Source organism: Catenuloplanes japonicus, assembly GCF_000717135.1.
GTDB classification, from domain to species: Bacteria; Actinomycetota; Actinomycetes; order Mycobacteriales; family Micromonosporaceae; genus Catenuloplanes; species Catenuloplanes japonicus.
On record NZ_JNXY01000009.1, the window covers coordinates 222,123 to 237,330 of the forward strand.

A 15,208-nucleotide genomic window follows, 5' to 3' on the forward strand; every position below is an offset into this window, starting at 1 on the left:
CAAAGTTCAGCTATTTGGGATTTCATTCTGTGCGGATTGGATCCAATCCTGCTGTCCGACCGCTGCGGGCGCGTATCGGGTTTGTGAACAAGATGTGTCGCCGCACCCGCTATGAGCAGCAGGAACTGTCGGTCTGGCCGCGCGCTGCGGCCGGGTCGGGGATGTCGAGCGCCGGGTTGCGGTCGAAGAAGCCGTCCGGCGCCAGCACCAGGTGGATCGCCTCCACCGGCATCACCGGCCACTGCTCCGGCCGCGGCAGGTGGTGGGTGCCGAGCACCGGCCAGAGCACCAGCGGCACGCCGTCGATCGAGCGCTGCTGCTCCTGCCAGACGTGCACGCCGTCCTCGCCGGGCTCGGCGTGGTTCGGGTACTGGCCGCCGATGAAGTTCTCGTCCGCCGCGTACGGCGTGGCCCACAGGTGCTGGTGGATGAACGGCGCGCGCCGGGCCATCACGGAGTCCGGCAGCCCGAAGCTGCGCGTGGTGTCCGGGATGCGCAGCTGGTACGCGGTCGGCTCGCCGTAGCGATTGGTCGCGGAGGCCGACTCGATCCGCCAGTGCCGCGCGACCGACGGGTCGTTGCGCTGCCCGGTCTCCACGGTCAGCGGCTCGCGCACCCAGCGGACCGCGTTCCCGAACGGGTTGAGCGCCGGGTCGGTCTCCGCCTCCGCGTGCACCTCGGCCAGCCGGTTCAGCGCGCCGTCGACCGCGGTGTCCAGCCGGACGCCGAAGTAGTGCTGGTGCGTCGGCGCCTGGACGTGCTTCGAGACGATCCGGCCGTACGGCACCTCGTCGCCCTCGTTGATCCCGGAGGCGGAGAGGATGCCGGTCAGCTTCACCTCCAGCTCGATCCGGCCGTCCTGGTAGAGCGACCAGTAGAAGCCGTAGTCGTAGTTCGCCACGGTCTGGAAGTTGGAGATGATCAGCCGGCGGGAGCGGCGCACCTCGCTGACGCCGCGGCGCAGGTCGTTGTGCTTCCAGAGGATGCTGTCGTCCTCCTCGTGCATGCAGATCGCGTTCCGGATCGTCACCGGGTCGCCGTACCCGCCGAGGTGGGTGCCGTCGAAGTAGTGGATGACGCCGAGACAGTCACAGCCGAGCGCGAGCGAGTTGGTCAGCGGGCCGGCGCCGTACTCGCCCCAGTCGAAGAAGTTCTTCCGGTACTGCGTGGAGTTCGAGTCCAGGTACGGCACGTACATCTCGTTGCAGGCCGCGCGCTTGAGCACGGACCGGCCGAGGAACTCCAGGTCGTAGAGGACCAGGCCCTCCCGGTGGGTGAAGCCGACCCGGAACGTCCAGCCCTGCCAGTCGACCTTCCAGCCGTCGACGGTGTAGCTCGGCCCGTCCTGCTGCACGACCTCCAGCGCCTTGAGACCCTCCCGATCGGGCCCGAACCCGCCGGTGGTGAGCGGGCCGGCCTCCTCGGAGACCGGGATGACGCCGTGGTCCTCGACCTCGAGGACCTCCATGGTGTGCATGTCGATGATCGGCACCACGCCCTGGACCGGCCGGGCGTACCCGTTGTCGTCCTCGGTCGTGCGGTGCCAGACCGTACCCCAGGTGATTCTCCGGCCCTGGTACTTCTCCGGCTCGAAGCCGCCCATCGACTCCGCGTCGATCATGCACAGCGACACGTCGTGGATGCCGCGCCGCGCCATGACCTCCTGGAACAGCGGGCTCTCCCGGCAGGCCCTCGCGGCGGCACGGGCCTCGTCCGACGTGATGCCGGGCCGGCGCGGGTCGACCGGCCGCCAGTCCGTGACCTTTGCGAAGGAGTCGTCAAGCAGGACGTCGATCTCCCAGGCGCCGGCACCGTCGACGCGCATGCCGACCAGGCCGAGCCGGACGCCGGTGGCCTCGCCCGCGACCGCGCGGCGGGCGTGCGCCTCGTCGAGCGTGATGCCCCAGAACCGGGCCGGGTCGCCGAGCCGGCCGTCCGCGCGGGCGGCGGCGACCGCGCGGGAGATCTCGTCCGCGGTGGGCGGGTCCAGCGGGTGCGTGCGGGTCGCGCGGCTGGTGTCAGGGCTGGTGTGGCAGGCGCTCATCGGCGGCTCCTGTCTTTCCGTTCGTGCTCGGTGACATTACGAGATTTTGGGATACGGGGATAGTGTTTTTGGATCCAAAATTGGGCAGCACCGTATCCAGGAGTGGCGTACGTCTTGCTAAGCTCCAGCTCACCCCGGACCTCCAGACGAGGACACAATGGACGCCTCTACCCCCACCGCGAGCAGCGCGCTCGTCGACGAGACCGCCGCCGCCATCCGCGCGCGCATCATGTCCGGCGAGATCCCGATCGGCGCCCAGCTGCGGCAGGCCGAGCTCGCCAAGACGCTCGGCGTCAGCCGCACGCCGGTCCGCGAGGCGCTGCGCCAGCTGCAGACCGGCGGCCTGATCGAGGTCGTGCCGAACCGGGGCGCGGTCGTGCGCGTGCCGGCGCCGTGGGAGGTCCGGGAGGCGTACGAGGTGCGCGCCGAGCTGGAGGGCCTGGCCTGCGAGCGCGCGGTGCGCCGGCTGACCCGCGACTCCCTCGCCGAGCTGCGCGAGACGAACGAGCTGCTCCGCCCCGGTGACGCGCCGCCGAACCCGGCCTCGCACGCGGCGAACGACCGGTTCCACACGCTGATCCACCAGATCGCCGGCAACGAGCGCCTCGCCAAGGTCATCAAGGAGATAAACGAGGCGTTCCCGCGCAACGTCTCCGCGCTGGTGCTGCAGGAGCACCCGCGCCACCGCGACGACAACTTCGCCGAGCACGAGCGCATCCTGGCGGCGCTGACCGCGGAGGACGCGGAGACGGCCCGCCGGGAGATGCTCACCCACGTGCTGAGCGCGGGGGAGCAACTGGCCCGCTGGTACGAGCGCCGCTCCGCCACGGTCTTCAAAGGCTGACACCCAGCGCGGACGGCGCCAGGAAGTCCAGGTCCGGGCGCTCCTTGCCGAGCGCCAGGTCCGCCAGCGCCGCCCCGATCGCCGGCCCGAACTTGAAGCCGTGCCCGGAGCACGCGGCCGCCACCAGCACCTGCGGCGCGTCCGGCAGCGGCCCCACGGCGAACCGGTTCCGCGGCGCCATCGTGTAGCGGCATGACACCGAGTCGACCACGTCACCGTCGGCCGCGGGCAGGAAACGGCGGGCCTGGACCAGCAGCTGCGCGGCCTCGGCCGCGGTCACCGGCGTCTGCGGCCGGGACGGGTCGTCGTCCGGCCCGTGGTCCAGTCCGATCTTGAGTGCGGCGCCGTCGAACGCGGGCAGCCCGTAGAGCAGCCCCACGCCGGGGATCTCGATCGAGAACGGGCCGAGCCGCGGCGCGGAGACGCGCGAGACGTCCGAGGCGCCGACGTGGATGTTGACGATCCGCACCACGCGCAGCAGGTCCCGCAGCGACGGCACCAGCGTGCCGGTCCACGGCCCGGCCGCGATCACCAGCCGGTCCGCGCGCAGCACGCCGTCCTCGGTGCGCACCGCGACGCCGTCCCCGTCCGTCTCCCACCCCAGGACCCGGACGCCGGTACGCCGTTCCGCGCCCGCCGCGAGCGAGAGTTCGCGCAGCGATCGCATGGTGGCGGCCGCGTCCAGTACGCCGGCGGCCGGGTCGTACACGGCGGTGAACTCGTCGCCGAGCCGCAGCCCAGGGAAGATCGACGTCGCCCGCGCCGCGTCGACCGTCTCGCAGGAAGGGCCGCGCAGGCCGGGCGAGCCGTCCGCGGCGGGGCGGGCGTAGAGGCCGCCGGTCGTGGTCAGCAGCGGCACCCCGGCCGCGTGCGACAGCTCCGACCAGCTCAGATAGGCCCGGTCGACCAGCTCGTCCCAGATCGGGTTCGGGTAGGCGCGGCGGATCATCCGGATGTGCCCGTGCGACGAGCCCTGCCGGTGCCCGTCCGCGAACTGCTCCAGCTGCACCACGGACGCGCCGCGCTGGGCCAGGTTCCAGGTGGTGGCGCTGCCGTGCACGCCCGCGCCGACCACGATCACGTCGGTCCGCGTTCCTGACGGGATAAAGGCTGGCATCGACATCGATTTACCCAATGCACCCGTCAATGCCGAAATGTCGGATTCGTCGTTGTAGACGTGGACGGACGCGCGCACCACCGACTCCAGGCCGCGTCGCCCCAGGTCCCACTGCCCGTGATGGTCCGGCACCGAGGTCACGTGGACCCCGGCGGCACGCAGCCGGCGTACCGTGTCGACCGGCTCTTCGCCCTTGACCACGAACGTCACGATCGCGCCGCCGGCCGCGCCCGGATCGGTCAGCCGCACGCCCCTCACCTCGGCCAGCGCGCTCTTCAGCGACTCCGCCAGCGCGGTGGTGTAGGACGCGATCGCGGGAATCCCCAGGTCGAGGGCCTCGCGCAGCGCGGTCCCGAGGCCGAGCCGCAGCGCGTGCGCGGTCTCCCAGGTCTCGAACCGGCGCGCGCCGTCCTTCACCTCGTAACCGTCCGCGCTGCTCCAGACCGCGCCGCGCACGTCCGGGTGCGGCGGCCGCAGCAGCTCCCTGATCCGCGGCGACGCGTAGAGGAAGCCGGTGCCGCGCGGCCCGCGCAGGAACTTCCGCCCGGTGCCGACCGCCAGGTCCACGCCGAGCGCGCCCAGGTCCAGCGGCAGCTGCCCGATCGACTGCACCGCGTCCAGCAACAACGGCACGCCGGCCGCGTTGGCCAGCGCGGCCACCTCCGCGACCGGCTCGACCAGCCCGGACGACGTCGGCACGTGCGCGATCGTGATCAGCCGCGCGGGCGTGCGCAGCGCCTTCTCCAGCGTGTCCAGGTCGATCGTGCCGTCCGGCGCGCAGGGCAGCACCTCGACGATCACGCCGTGGCTCTCCCGCAGCCGGAACAGGTGGATCGCGGAGCTGACGTAGCTGGACGCGGCCGCCAGGATCCGGTCGCCCGGCCGGAACGGGATCGCGTCCATCGCCGCATGCCAGGCCACGGTCGCGCTCTCGGTCAGCGCGATGTCGTCCGGACCGCCGCCGACCAGCGCGGCCGCCAGCGCGTACACCTCCTCGTGCCGCTCCCGCGCCTCCTCGGCCGCCTCGTAGCCGCCGATCCGCGCCTCCAGCCGCAGGTGCGCGATCACGGTGCCGAAGACGGCGTCGCTGGGCAGCGCGGACCCGGCCGCGTTGAAATGCCGCGCGTGCCGCATGCCGGGCGTGGCCGCACGCAGCGCCACCGGGTCCAGGCGAGTCATGGCGCCTTCCTGGATGTGAAAGTGACCATATTGGATCCAATCAAATTCAAAGGCATCAGAGGGTACGGGAGGAGCTTCCACGGCCGCCGCCGTGCGACCCGGTTCGCACCGTTCTCCAAGCGCCCACCCCGTGAGGCGCGGGCGACCAGGGACGGCGGGCGGTCTCCGGACACGCTCTTCGTCCGGAGGCCGTCTGTCGTCGCCGGGAGTGGCGCCGAGCCGGAGGAGCGGAGCGACGACCAGCTATAGAGCGATGACGACGCCTTTGCGCTCGCAGAACGAGTGCAGCGCGTCGTCGCCGAGGTCGCGGCCGAGGCCGGAGTCGCCCACGCCGCCGAACGACAGCGCCGGGTCGAAGATGTTGTAGGTGTTCACCCAGACCGTGCCCGCGTGCAGGCGGGCGGCCATCCGGTGCGCGCGGGACAGGTCCCGGGTCCAGACGCCGGCGGCCAGGCCGTAGGATGTGTCGTTGGCGACCGCGACCGCCTCGTCCTCGTCCTCGAACGCGATCACACCGGTCACCGGCCCGAAGATCTCCTCGCGCGCGATCGTCATGTCGTTGGTGACGCCGGTGAACAGCGTCGGCTCGACGAAGAAGCCCGGCCGGTCCGGCACACCGCCGCCGACCGCCACGGTCGCGCCGTCCGCCTTGCCCTTCTCGATGTAGGAGAGCACGATCTGGCGCTGCTCCTCCGAGACCAGCGGGCCGACCGAGATCCCGCCGTCCAGCCCGTTGCCGACCGGCACGCGCCTGGTGGCCTCGGACAGCCGCGACACCATCTCGTCCAGGATCGACCGTTGCACCAGCAGCCGGCTGCCGGCCGTGCACATCTGCCCGGAGTGACCGAACGACGCGCGCATCGCGGTCACCGTGGCCGCGTCCAGGTCCGCGTCCGCGAAGACGATGTTCGGGCTCTTGCCGCCCAGCTCCAGCGTGAGCCGCTTGGTGGTGGCCGCGGCGGACGCCATCACCCGGCGGCCCACGTCCGTGGACCCGGTGAACGACACCTTGGCCACGCCCGGGTGCGCCACCAGCGCGGCGCCGGTGCGGCCGTCGCCGGTCAGCACGTTCAGCACACCCTTCGGCAGCCCGGCCTCCTCGCAGAGCGCGGCCAGCCGCAGCATGGTCAACGGCGTCTGCTCGGCCGGCTTGACCACCACCGTGCAGCCGGCCGCGAGCGCCGGGGCCAGCTTGTGCGCGGCCGTCATGATCGGGAAGTTCCAGGGCAGGATCAGCGCGGCCACGCCGACCGGTTCCAGCACGGTGTAGACGTGGTGCGCGCCGCCGTCGATCGGCACCACCGTGCCGGCGAGCCGGCCGGGCGCACCCGCGAAGTGCCGGAAGTCCTTGGCGGAGAAGAGCGTGTCCGCGCGGGAGCGCTCGATCGGCTTGCCGTTGTCCCGGGTCTCCAGGACGGCCAGCTCCTCCAGATTTTCCTCGATCAGGTCCGCGATCCGGGACAGGATCCGGGTGCGCTCGATCGGCGGCAGCCCGGACCATCGGTGGTCCCGATGAGCCCTGGTCGCGGCCTCGACGGCCGCGTCGACGTCGTCGCCCGTGGCCTGGGCGACGGTGGTGAGCACCTCGCCGCTGCTGGGGTCGATGACCGCGAACGTCTCCCGGTCTCCCGCGGCGATCCACTCGCCGTCGATCAGAAAGGGTTCGAACTGGCGCACTGAGCCTGTTCCACCGTGGTCCTCGCCCGTGCGCGTTCGTCCCGTCGACTCCTTCGTGGCCTCGGCCCGCTCGCCAGGTTGAAGATCGCTCATCTCGTTCCTCTCAGAACAGGTCGAAGTATTCGCGCTGCTCCCAGTCGGAGACGTGCGCCAGATAGCGGGCGAACTCGTCACGCTTGAGCTTGGCGTACCAGCCGATCGTCCGGGCGCCGAACGCGTCCGCGAACACCGGATCCGCCTCCAGCGCGTCCACGGCCGCGCCCAGCGACGGCGGCAACCGGACCGCGTCCGCGGCGTAGGGGTTCTCGGTCGGCGGGCCCGGGTCGATGCCCCGCGCCAGCCCGTCCAGGCCGCTGACCACCTGCGACGCGACGTAGAGGTACGGGTTCGCGGCCGGTTCGCCGGACCGGTTCTCCAGCCGGGCGCCGGAGTCGGTGCCGCCGCCGACCACCCGGACCATCGCGCCCTTGTTGTCCGCGCCCCACAGCACCCGGTCCGGCGCCAGCGAGAACGGCAGGTAGCGCTTGTACCCGTTGACGGTCGGCGTGGTGAACGCGGCCGCGGCCGGCGCGTGCGCCAGCAGCCCGCCCAGCCAGTGCCGGGCCGTGCTGGACATCAGCGCCTCGTCCGGGCCCGGGTCGAACGCGGGCTGCCCGGTCGCGCGGTCCCGCAGCGACTGGTGCAGGTGCCAGCCGGTCGACGCGGTCGCGGCGCCGGCCGGGCGGGACATGAACGTGGCGTGGTACCCGGCGCGGCGCAGGATCTGCCGGACCGCGCTGCGCGCCAGCACCACGTGGTCCGCGGACTCGCGTGCGTCCCCGGCCTGCATGGTGATCTCCAGCTGGCTCGGGCCGAACTCCAGCTCGATCGAGCGCAGCGGCAGGTCGAGCGTGGTCAGGCCGCGTTGCAGCAGCTGGACGACGTCGTCGACGCGGTCCAGGCCTTCCTCGTGCAGCAGTTGCGCGCCCGCGCTGACCGGCCCGACGCGTGGCGGTCGCCCGGGTGTGCCCGGCCCGCCGACCCGGTCGGGGGAGAGCACACCCTCCTCGGCGCGGAACACGTGGAACTCGAGCTCGACGCCGACCGTCATGTCGTACCCACGCGTGGTGAGCTTGTCGATCTGGCTCTTCAGCATCGAGCGGGTGCAGAACGGCACCGGGGAACCGTCGGGGAAGCGCAGGTCGCAGAGGACCCAGCCGGTCCTGTCGGCCCACGGCAGCACGCGGAACGTGGCCGGGTCCGGGACCAGCACCACGTCGCCGGCGCCGGCGAAGCCCTCCTGCGCGTCCGGCGTGAAGACCGGGAACGCGGACCGGCCGGACGAGTCCTTGAGCAGCAGCGAGCTGGGCGCGGTGATGCCGGACCGCAGCGCGCCCGGCACGGCGGCCCTGGTCAGCGTTTTGCCGTGCAGCACGCCGTGCTGGTCCGCGAACGAGAACCGGACCAGTTCCAGGCCCAGCTCGTCGATCACGCGGCGCAGCTGGCCCGCGGCCGCGTACTGCGCCTGGGTCCACAGGTCGTGCCGGTCGATGAAGCCACCACGATCCGCGGCCAGCATCGGCCGCGCGTCCCAGCCGCCACCGCCCTCGGCGACCGGCCGCGCGTCGGTGCTAGGCATCGGCCCTGTCTTTCTGCGGGGCCGCCCAGGGCGAGGATGCCCGGCGCTCGGCCTCGCGGCGGCGCCAGGTGGCCTCCCAGTCCGCGGTCGGCGCGATCGTGTCCACGGCGAGCGGGCCGGTCAGCGTCGCGGGGTCCTCGGCGCGGGCCGGGATCGCGCCACCCTGCTCGAACGCCTCGATCGCGCGGAGCAGCATGCGGCGGTTCGCGGTGACCGCGCGGTCCGAGACGCCGAGGCGTTCCGTGGTGCGGTCCTGGATCGGGCCCATGCTCTCCACCGCCCACTGGTCGTGGACGTTGATGTCCAGGCCCATGCCGGTGTACGTGAGGTCACGCTGCTCGGCCGGGTCGTACCCCCAGTTGTTGGTGCGGTTTCGCAGCGGCCGGTAGTCGGGGAGCGAGACCTCCTTGAGACGCTGCTCCAGCAGCGTGTCCTTGTCGGTCTTCTCCGCGAAGTCGTACCAGATCATGTACCAGTAGTGGCTGTTGTCGTCGATCGGCACGTGCCACTGGATGAAGACCTTGCTGTTGCCGAACGGGACCACGAACGCGTTCGGGAACACCAGGTTCGTGATCCGCACGTGCTTGATCTCGTCCGTGAGCTGCCGGATCGCGTAGACGCGCAGGCCGTGGTCCGCCTCCTCGACCTCGATGTCCGGCCGGAACGAGTCGCCGACCAGCTTCGACAGCTTCTGGTCCGTGCCCTCGACGATCTCGCTGAACTGCTGGCCGTAGACCTCGCGCGGGTCCTCGTCGATGAACCTGTGCAGGAAGCTCACGTGGCTCGGGTCGATGCCGCCCTCGAGCCCCTGCAACCAGTTGCACTCCCACAGGCCCTTGAACGCGAACGTGTACTCGTCCGGCGCCTGGAACGCGTCGTAGTACGGGAACGGCGGCGGATCCCCCTCGCCGAGGTAGGCGAAGACGATGCCGTTCTTCTCCACACAGGGGTACGCCGGGATGCGGATCTTCTCCGCGAAGCGGCTGTGCGCGGGCTCGGCCGGCTGCTCCTTGCACTGGCCGTCCGCGCCGTAGAGCCAGCCGTGGTAGAGGCAGCGCAGCCCGCCGTCCTCGTGCCGGGCGAACGCCAGGTCCACGCCGCGGTGCGCGCAGAACCTGCCCACCAGCGCCCAGGTGCCGTCCGGCTTCCGGAAGAGCACCAGGTCCTCGCCGAGCAGCCGGACCGGCTTGACCTGCCGGTCCGGCGACATCTCGGAGACCAGTGCGGCAGGCTGCCAGTAGGCCCGCAGCAGCTTGCCGAGCGGGGTCCCGGGCCCGCTTCGGGTGACGCGTTCGTTGTCCTCGCGCTTGAGCACCGTGCGGGCCTCCGTCGTCTTGGATCCTTAATCTCATCTCGGCATCCGATGCCGCCAAGATTGGATCCAATCCTGCCATGAGGTCACGTGGCGTGGGAAGGTCCTCCGCGTTTCTAGATCGTGACGCCGGTCAGCTTCGCGCAGATCGCGAGCAGTTCGTCCTGGTTGCGGTGGTCGTGCTCCCGCTCCCCGGGCTGCCAGGCGCGCTCGGTGTCGTAGCTGGTCGCGGTCGTCTCGGCGGTCGCCAGCCGGGCCAGCCGTGCTCCCGCGTGCTCCGGCGTCAGCGGCGCGTTGTCGCCATTACGCTGGGTCATCTGGGTCGAGACCCAGCCCGGGTCGAACGCGACGCTGTCCGTGCCCGGCCAGCGCCGGCCGAACGCGAGCGTCAGCAGCACCAGGTGCAGCTTCGTGCTGCAGTAGGCCTCCCGGGCTGCGAACGGCCGCCGCTCGTAGTTCGGGTCGTCCAGATTCAGCACGCCGGCGCCCGCCAACGCGGACGAGGTGAAGATCAGCCGCTTCGGCCGGGGCATGAGCGCCGTCATCAAATACGACGACAGCGTATTAACCTGAAATATCATCTCATTTCCGTCGGACGTCACCATCCGTTCCTGGTTGATGACGTGCCCGAGGCCCGCGTTCAGCACCACCGTGTCGAACGCGCCGAACTTCTCCGCCTGCAACGCCAGCTCATGCGTGCCCGCCAGCGTGGACAGGTCACCGATCGCGACACCGATCGCGCCCTTCGCGGCCTGCTCCGCCTGCTGCGCGCGCTCCTCGTTCCGCGCGTGCAGCACCACCTCGTGCCCCTGCGAGATCAACGCAATCGCCGCAGCCTGCCCGATGCCGGTCGACGAGCCCGTAATCAGAACCCTGGCCATCCTTAGCCCTGCCTTTCTCTTGGTCAGCGGGCAGACTCTAGCGGGATAGGCTCGCCCGCGTGTTCCCGACCGTGCGCGAGATCCTGGCTCTGGACTCAGTCCGCCATGGGCTTCCACGCGTGCTCGCAGGCGATGCCGCGCTTGACCGGCCGGTCAGATGGGTGCACGTCGCGGAGGTCCCGGACATCGCCACGCTGCTCCGCGGCGGCGAGCTGGTGCTCAGCACCGGCATCGGGCTGCCACCCGCCGACACCGCGCTGGCCGCGTTCGTCGACGCGCTCGCCGAGGTCGGCGCCGCCGGCCTGGTCATCGAGCTGGGCCGCGGGCGCTTCGCCACCTCGCTGCCGCGCGCCATGGTCCAGGCCGCGGCCCGCCACTCGCTACCGCTGATCGAACTGCGGCGTACCGTGCGGTTCGTCCGGATCACCGAGGCCGTCCACGCGCTGATCGTCGACGCCCAGCTGACCGAGCTCCGGGCCACCGAGGAGATCCACCAGCGCTTCACCGAGCTGTCCGTCGAGGGCGCCTCACCGTCGGACGTGGTGCACCAGGCCGCGGTCCTGTCCGGCTGCCCCGTGGTCCTGGAGAACCTGTCCCGCCAGGTGCTCGCCTACGACACCGCCGGCGACCGCGCCGACCTGCTCCTCGACAACTGGGAACAGCACTCCCGCCGTCTCCAGCCCACGTCGCGCACCGCGTTCGTGTCCGGCTGGCTGGTCACCACGGTCGGCGCCCGCGGCCAGGACTGGGGCCGGCTGCTACTGCGCTGGCCAGGCCCTTCCTCGCCACCGTCGCGCCTGTCCATCCTGCTGGAGCGCGCCGCCTCCACGCTGGCCCTCGGCCGCCTCCTCCGCCGCGACGCGGAGGGCCTCGAACGCCAGATCCACCGCACGCTGCTGACCGCGCTCCTGGACCACACCCGCCCGGTCGACGAGGTAGCGCTGCGGGCCCGCGCCCTCGGCGTCACCCTCGACCGCCGCCACCTGATCGGCGTCGTGGTCCGCTTCCGCCCCGACGCCCCCGTGGCTTCTCCCGCGTCGCATGACGATCCCGGCGGGCCGCGGTCTGCTTCCCGCAGTTCTCCCACGTCGCGCGAGTCCGGCGGATCGCGTCCCGCTTCTCGCGGTCCGTCCGGCGGGTCGGTTTCCGCTTCTCGCGACTCCTCCGGCGGGTCACGCTCCGCTTCTCGCGATCCGACGGGCGCGGGCGGGCCCGCCCCTCGCGTTCCGACCAGCGGCGGCCGATCCCCGGCGCGGGAGATGTCCGACTTTCCCGACAGTGGCCAGGAGCGGTTGCGTGATCTCGCCGAAGCCGTCAGCGACGCGCTACGCGACAGCGGAATCAGCGGCCTGACCAGCCCCATCGACGACGCCACGGTCGGCGCGCTGCTCGCGGTCGCCTCCGCCGCCGACGAGGACCGCGCGCTGACCGCCTTCGTGGACGCGCTCGCCCGTACCCGCGGCAATGCTCTTGAGGTCATCATCGCGGCCGGGACCGGTGCTCCCACGCTCCGTGAGGCCCGCCGCTCCCTGACCGAGGCCCGCCAGGTCGCCGACGCCGCCCGCCACGACCACCGCGCCGTCCCGTTCTTCCGCCTCCCCGACGTCGGCCTCGCCGGCCTCCTCCACCTGCTCCGCGACGAGCCCCGCCTGCAGACGTTCGTCGAACGCGAACTGGGCCCCCTGCTCACCCACGACGCCGCCCACCCCCGCGACCAGCTCCTCGGCACCCTCCGCCTCTACCTCGAACACGGCCGCAACAAGTCCGCCGCCGCCTCCGCCGCCCACCTCTCCCGCCCCGCCTTCTACGACCGCCTCACCCGCATCTCCCGCCTCCTCTCCGCCGACCTCGACTCCGTCGACACCTGCCTCTCCCTCCACGTCGCCCTCCTCGCCCTCCCCGCCCTCCGCGAGCGCTGAACTCGCCCTCACACGTCGTTGATCCAGACGCCTCTGTCTTCGTTCCAGAAAGACGGCTTGTAGATGAGAATGAATTTTCCGCTCGCTGTCGAAGCGGCGAAGCAGAGATCGCCTTGCTTGTTGCCGCCCGAGATCAGGTCTCCCGAACCGAGAGGGCTGTCGGCCTGAATGGTGGTGTCGAAGGCATCCTTCACCTCGCCGGACGGTAATTGGAGCTTCCAGTCGAACTCGTTGAAGCTGACAGTCTTATCGCTCTTGTTGTCGTAGGTGACGCTGGTGCACATGCTGCCGGACTGTGCTGTGATCTTCCGGTCGGTTACCTGAATCTCGTTCAGAACGACCATTCCGGAAGCGTCGGAGCAGCGGTCATTGTCTGCCTGTTGGTCCGGGTAGGATTTACCTTCACGGCTCTTCTTGTTCTGGTCCGCACGTGCTTTGTCCGCGGTCGGAGGATTGGCTGATCAGGCCTGACCGACTGGGGGTGGGTGGAAAGTGTCGGGCGCCGCCGGTTAATCGACTTTCGTGGACGATATGGTCAATCCGTCGGCTGTCCGAATTCCTCGTACCCGCGAGTGCCAAGGCGGCAGTGCCCGGTCATAGCAGACTATCCCCGATGGGAAGAGTGGCCTCGATCAAGCGGTACATTCCGCTCGACGGGTTGTCATGGGGGACGGTGGCGCTGTTCTCGGTGTGGAAGCCGGCCAGCTTGGCGGCCCTGCGGGCGGCCTCCTTGCGGAGTGGCATGTACTGCGAACCGGTGATGCTCTTGCCCTGCTGGCCGTCCAGGCCGCGACGCAGGCGCCTGGCCTGATCGTTGTCGTGGAATGCCCGGACATCCTTGAAATGAAGGGCGAGCCAGAGTTCGAAGCAGGGGTTGGAGACGGCCACGTGTATGTCGTTCCGCTCTGCCAGCTCCAGCGCGTCGTGGAGGCTCGGGTGGTGCGTGGGCCACTCCACGTCGAAGACGCACCAGAACTCGTCGATCTCGCTGCTTTCGCGGAGTGCGCGCCGACGTGCGTCGACGGCCATGCGTACCAGCGTGATCGGCGCACCGCCGGCACTGTCCGGGTCGACCCTCAGGTCCACCGCCGCGACATCACGTACATCCGGTTCGCGCTTCAGGGCTTCGAAATACTGTGGTTCCGTGTTCTTGCCCTCGCAGAAAATCAAGATCGTCTTGCGAGGTTTGCGAACGCCGACTCGCCGGGCCAGTGATGCCTTGGGCTGCCGTCGGCGTTCGCGGCTCACCGGCCGGCCTCCGTGGCGAGCCCCAGCGCATGGCGGAGAAGGACCTGATCCAGCTCGGGGACGGCCCCGAACCGGCCCTGTAGATAGGCCTTCTCCAGGTTCAGGGAGCGGCGGACCTTGTCGCCACCGAACTCCGCGAGGGCGACCAGGGCTGTCGACGCGTTCCGCCGCTTCTCCGTCAGCCAGACCTCGTCGCGATTGAGGCTGTTCAGCAGGTTGGTGTCGTGGCTCGTGAAGATCAGTTGTGCGCCGTCAGGGTTGGTTTCCGGGTTTTGGAACAGCTCGAGCAACTGGGCGGAGAGTTGTGGATGAAGGCTCGCGTCGATCTCGTCCAGGAGCAGGATCTGCCCATCGCGCAGCGCGGTCAGGACCGGACCGATGAGTTGGTACCACGTCTGGGTGCCTTCCGATTCGTCGAAGATCTCGAAGGCGTGGGTCTCCTCGTCGACGCGATGCACCAGTCTGATCGATCGACGCGGGCGATCCGGATGCCGTTCGTCAAGCACCTCGACCACTTGGACGTCGTCGATCCCCAGATCGGCGTAGCGGAGCAGGGCGAGGACGGAGGCGGCGTCGTCGGGGTCGTGGAGCGAATCCAGGATCAACCGCCCGGTGGATCGTGCCGGGACGTTTCGATCGTCCAGGAGGAAGGACGACGGATCGCGTCGCCGAGGCCTGCTGAGGGCGGTGAGGCCGATGGATCCCAGTCGCTGACCGAACTCGCGGACCTCCGACTCGAACCGTGTCGAGGCGGACAGCGCGAGGGTGGTCGGCGTGAGTAGTTCCCGCACGCCGGAGAGCGATCCCAGGCCCCGGCGGATGGAGAGCTCCATACCTTCCCGCTCGAACAGCCGACGTGGGCGGCGTTCGGGGAAGCTGTAGAGCGCCTCGTATCTGATGCGCTCTCCGTCCAGTTCGAGGACGTAGGAGTAGCGGACGCCGTCCACCATCATCTCGACCTCGAAGAGGGTCGGGCGTGCCGGTCCGCCGTTGAATCGGAACGGCTCACGCGGAACGTAGCCGTCCCATGAGCGAAGGGAGTGCGCCACGGCCTCGGACAGCCAGGCGATGGCGTCCAGCACGTTGGATTTGCCGGACGCGTTCGGCCCGTAGATGCCGGCAACGGTGAGGATCTTCTCGTTGATCAGGTCGAATCCGCGAGCGGCCGCCCGGTTGTTGTCGACGGCCACCATCGACAGCTCGACCGGCTCGTCGATCGAGCGATGGTTCGACACCTCGAAGCGAACTAGCACAGCCGTCTCCCTGCTGCCGGGGCGCACGTTCAATCGATTCTACGTCAGAACCTTACGAAATAAGCCCTCAGATTGCAGCCAAGGCGACCGCGAGAAACAGAACAGGGCCGGTCCTC

At 70.4% G+C, this 15,208-nt stretch carries 11 protein-coding genes; 2 read left to right on the forward strand and 9 right to left on the reverse strand.

Annotated elements, in window-relative coordinates; translation table 11 throughout:
* Positions 1 to 109: 109 nt before the first annotated feature.
* Positions 110 to 2,044 carry a primary-amine oxidase gene (locus OP04_RS15950; protein WP_033340441.1) on the reverse strand — a complete coding sequence of 645 codons (1,935 nt, stop codon included), beginning with the start codon at positions 2,042 to 2,044 and terminating at the stop codon, positions 110 to 112.
* 157 nt (positions 2,045 to 2,201) lie between these two features.
* Between OP04_RS15950 and OP04_RS15955 the strand changes: the two genes are divergently transcribed.
* On the forward strand, positions 2,202 to 2,888 hold the full coding sequence (locus tag OP04_RS15955) for a GntR family transcriptional regulator (RefSeq protein WP_033340442.1): 687 nt from the start codon (positions 2,202 to 2,204) through the stop codon (positions 2,886 to 2,888).
* Here the strand turns inward: OP04_RS15955 and solA are convergent.
* The 5 genes from solA to OP04_RS15980 all read right to left on the reverse strand — a co-directional run bounded on the left by solA (position 2,878) and on the right by OP04_RS15980 (position 10,672).
* Positions 2,878 to 5,184 (reverse strand): N-methyl-L-tryptophan oxidase, encoded by a 2,307-nt coding sequence (solA, locus tag OP04_RS49685; RefSeq protein WP_051797998.1) that lies wholly within the window; start codon positions 5,182 to 5,184, stop codon positions 2,878 to 2,880. The genes OP04_RS15955 and solA overlap by 11 nt on opposite strands.
* Before the next feature lie 243 nt (positions 5,185 to 5,427).
* A complete protein-coding gene (locus tag OP04_RS15965) occupies positions 5,428 to 6,861 on the reverse strand; it encodes an aldehyde dehydrogenase family protein (protein ID WP_033340443.1) in 1,434 nt (477 codons plus the stop codon).
* A 103-nt stretch (positions 6,862 to 6,964) separates the two neighbouring features.
* Positions 6,965 to 8,479, reverse strand: coding sequence for a glutamine synthetase family protein (locus tag OP04_RS15970; protein WP_157239874.1), 1,515 nt, complete (start codon positions 8,477 to 8,479; stop codon positions 6,965 to 6,967).
* A complete protein-coding gene (locus tag OP04_RS15975; protein ID WP_033340444.1) occupies positions 8,472 to 9,794 on the reverse strand; it encodes a Rieske 2Fe-2S domain-containing protein in 1,323 nt (440 codons plus the stop codon). The genes OP04_RS15970 and OP04_RS15975 overlap by 8 nt, the downstream gene beginning before the upstream one ends.
* A gap of 113 nt (positions 9,795 to 9,907) precedes the next feature.
* Complete coding sequence (locus OP04_RS15980; RefSeq protein WP_033340445.1) at positions 9,908 to 10,672, reverse strand: SDR family NAD(P)-dependent oxidoreductase; 765 nt, start codon at positions 10,670 to 10,672, stop codon at positions 9,908 to 9,910.
* A gap of 59 nt (positions 10,673 to 10,731) precedes the next feature.
* Between OP04_RS15980 and OP04_RS15985 the strand changes: the two genes are divergently transcribed.
* Entirely contained in the window at positions 10,732 to 12,591 is a 1,860-nt protein-coding gene (locus tag OP04_RS15985) for a PucR family transcriptional regulator ligand-binding domain-containing protein (RefSeq protein WP_033340446.1), read from the forward strand.
* 8 nt (positions 12,592 to 12,599) lie between these two features.
* On the opposite strand, the gene OP04_RS15990 is transcribed toward OP04_RS15985, so the two are convergent.
* The 3 genes from OP04_RS15990 to OP04_RS16000 all read right to left on the reverse strand — a co-directional run bounded on the left by OP04_RS15990 (position 12,600) and on the right by OP04_RS16000 (position 15,092).
* Positions 12,600 to 12,935, reverse strand: coding sequence for a DUF4352 domain-containing protein (locus tag OP04_RS15990; protein WP_033340447.1), 336 nt, complete (start codon positions 12,933 to 12,935; stop codon positions 12,600 to 12,602).
* A 250-nt stretch (positions 12,936 to 13,185) separates the two neighbouring features.
* The gene (locus OP04_RS15995; protein ID WP_033340448.1) at positions 13,186 to 13,839 is read right to left on the reverse strand and encodes an RloB family protein; all 654 of its coding nucleotides are present in this window, start codon (positions 13,837 to 13,839) and stop codon (positions 13,186 to 13,188) included.
* A complete protein-coding gene (locus OP04_RS16000; protein WP_033340449.1) occupies positions 13,836 to 15,092 on the reverse strand; it encodes an AAA family ATPase in 1,257 nt (418 codons plus the stop codon). Before OP04_RS16000 ends, OP04_RS15995 begins: the two co-directional genes overlap by 4 nt.
* Positions 15,093 to 15,208 lie beyond the last annotated feature (116 nt).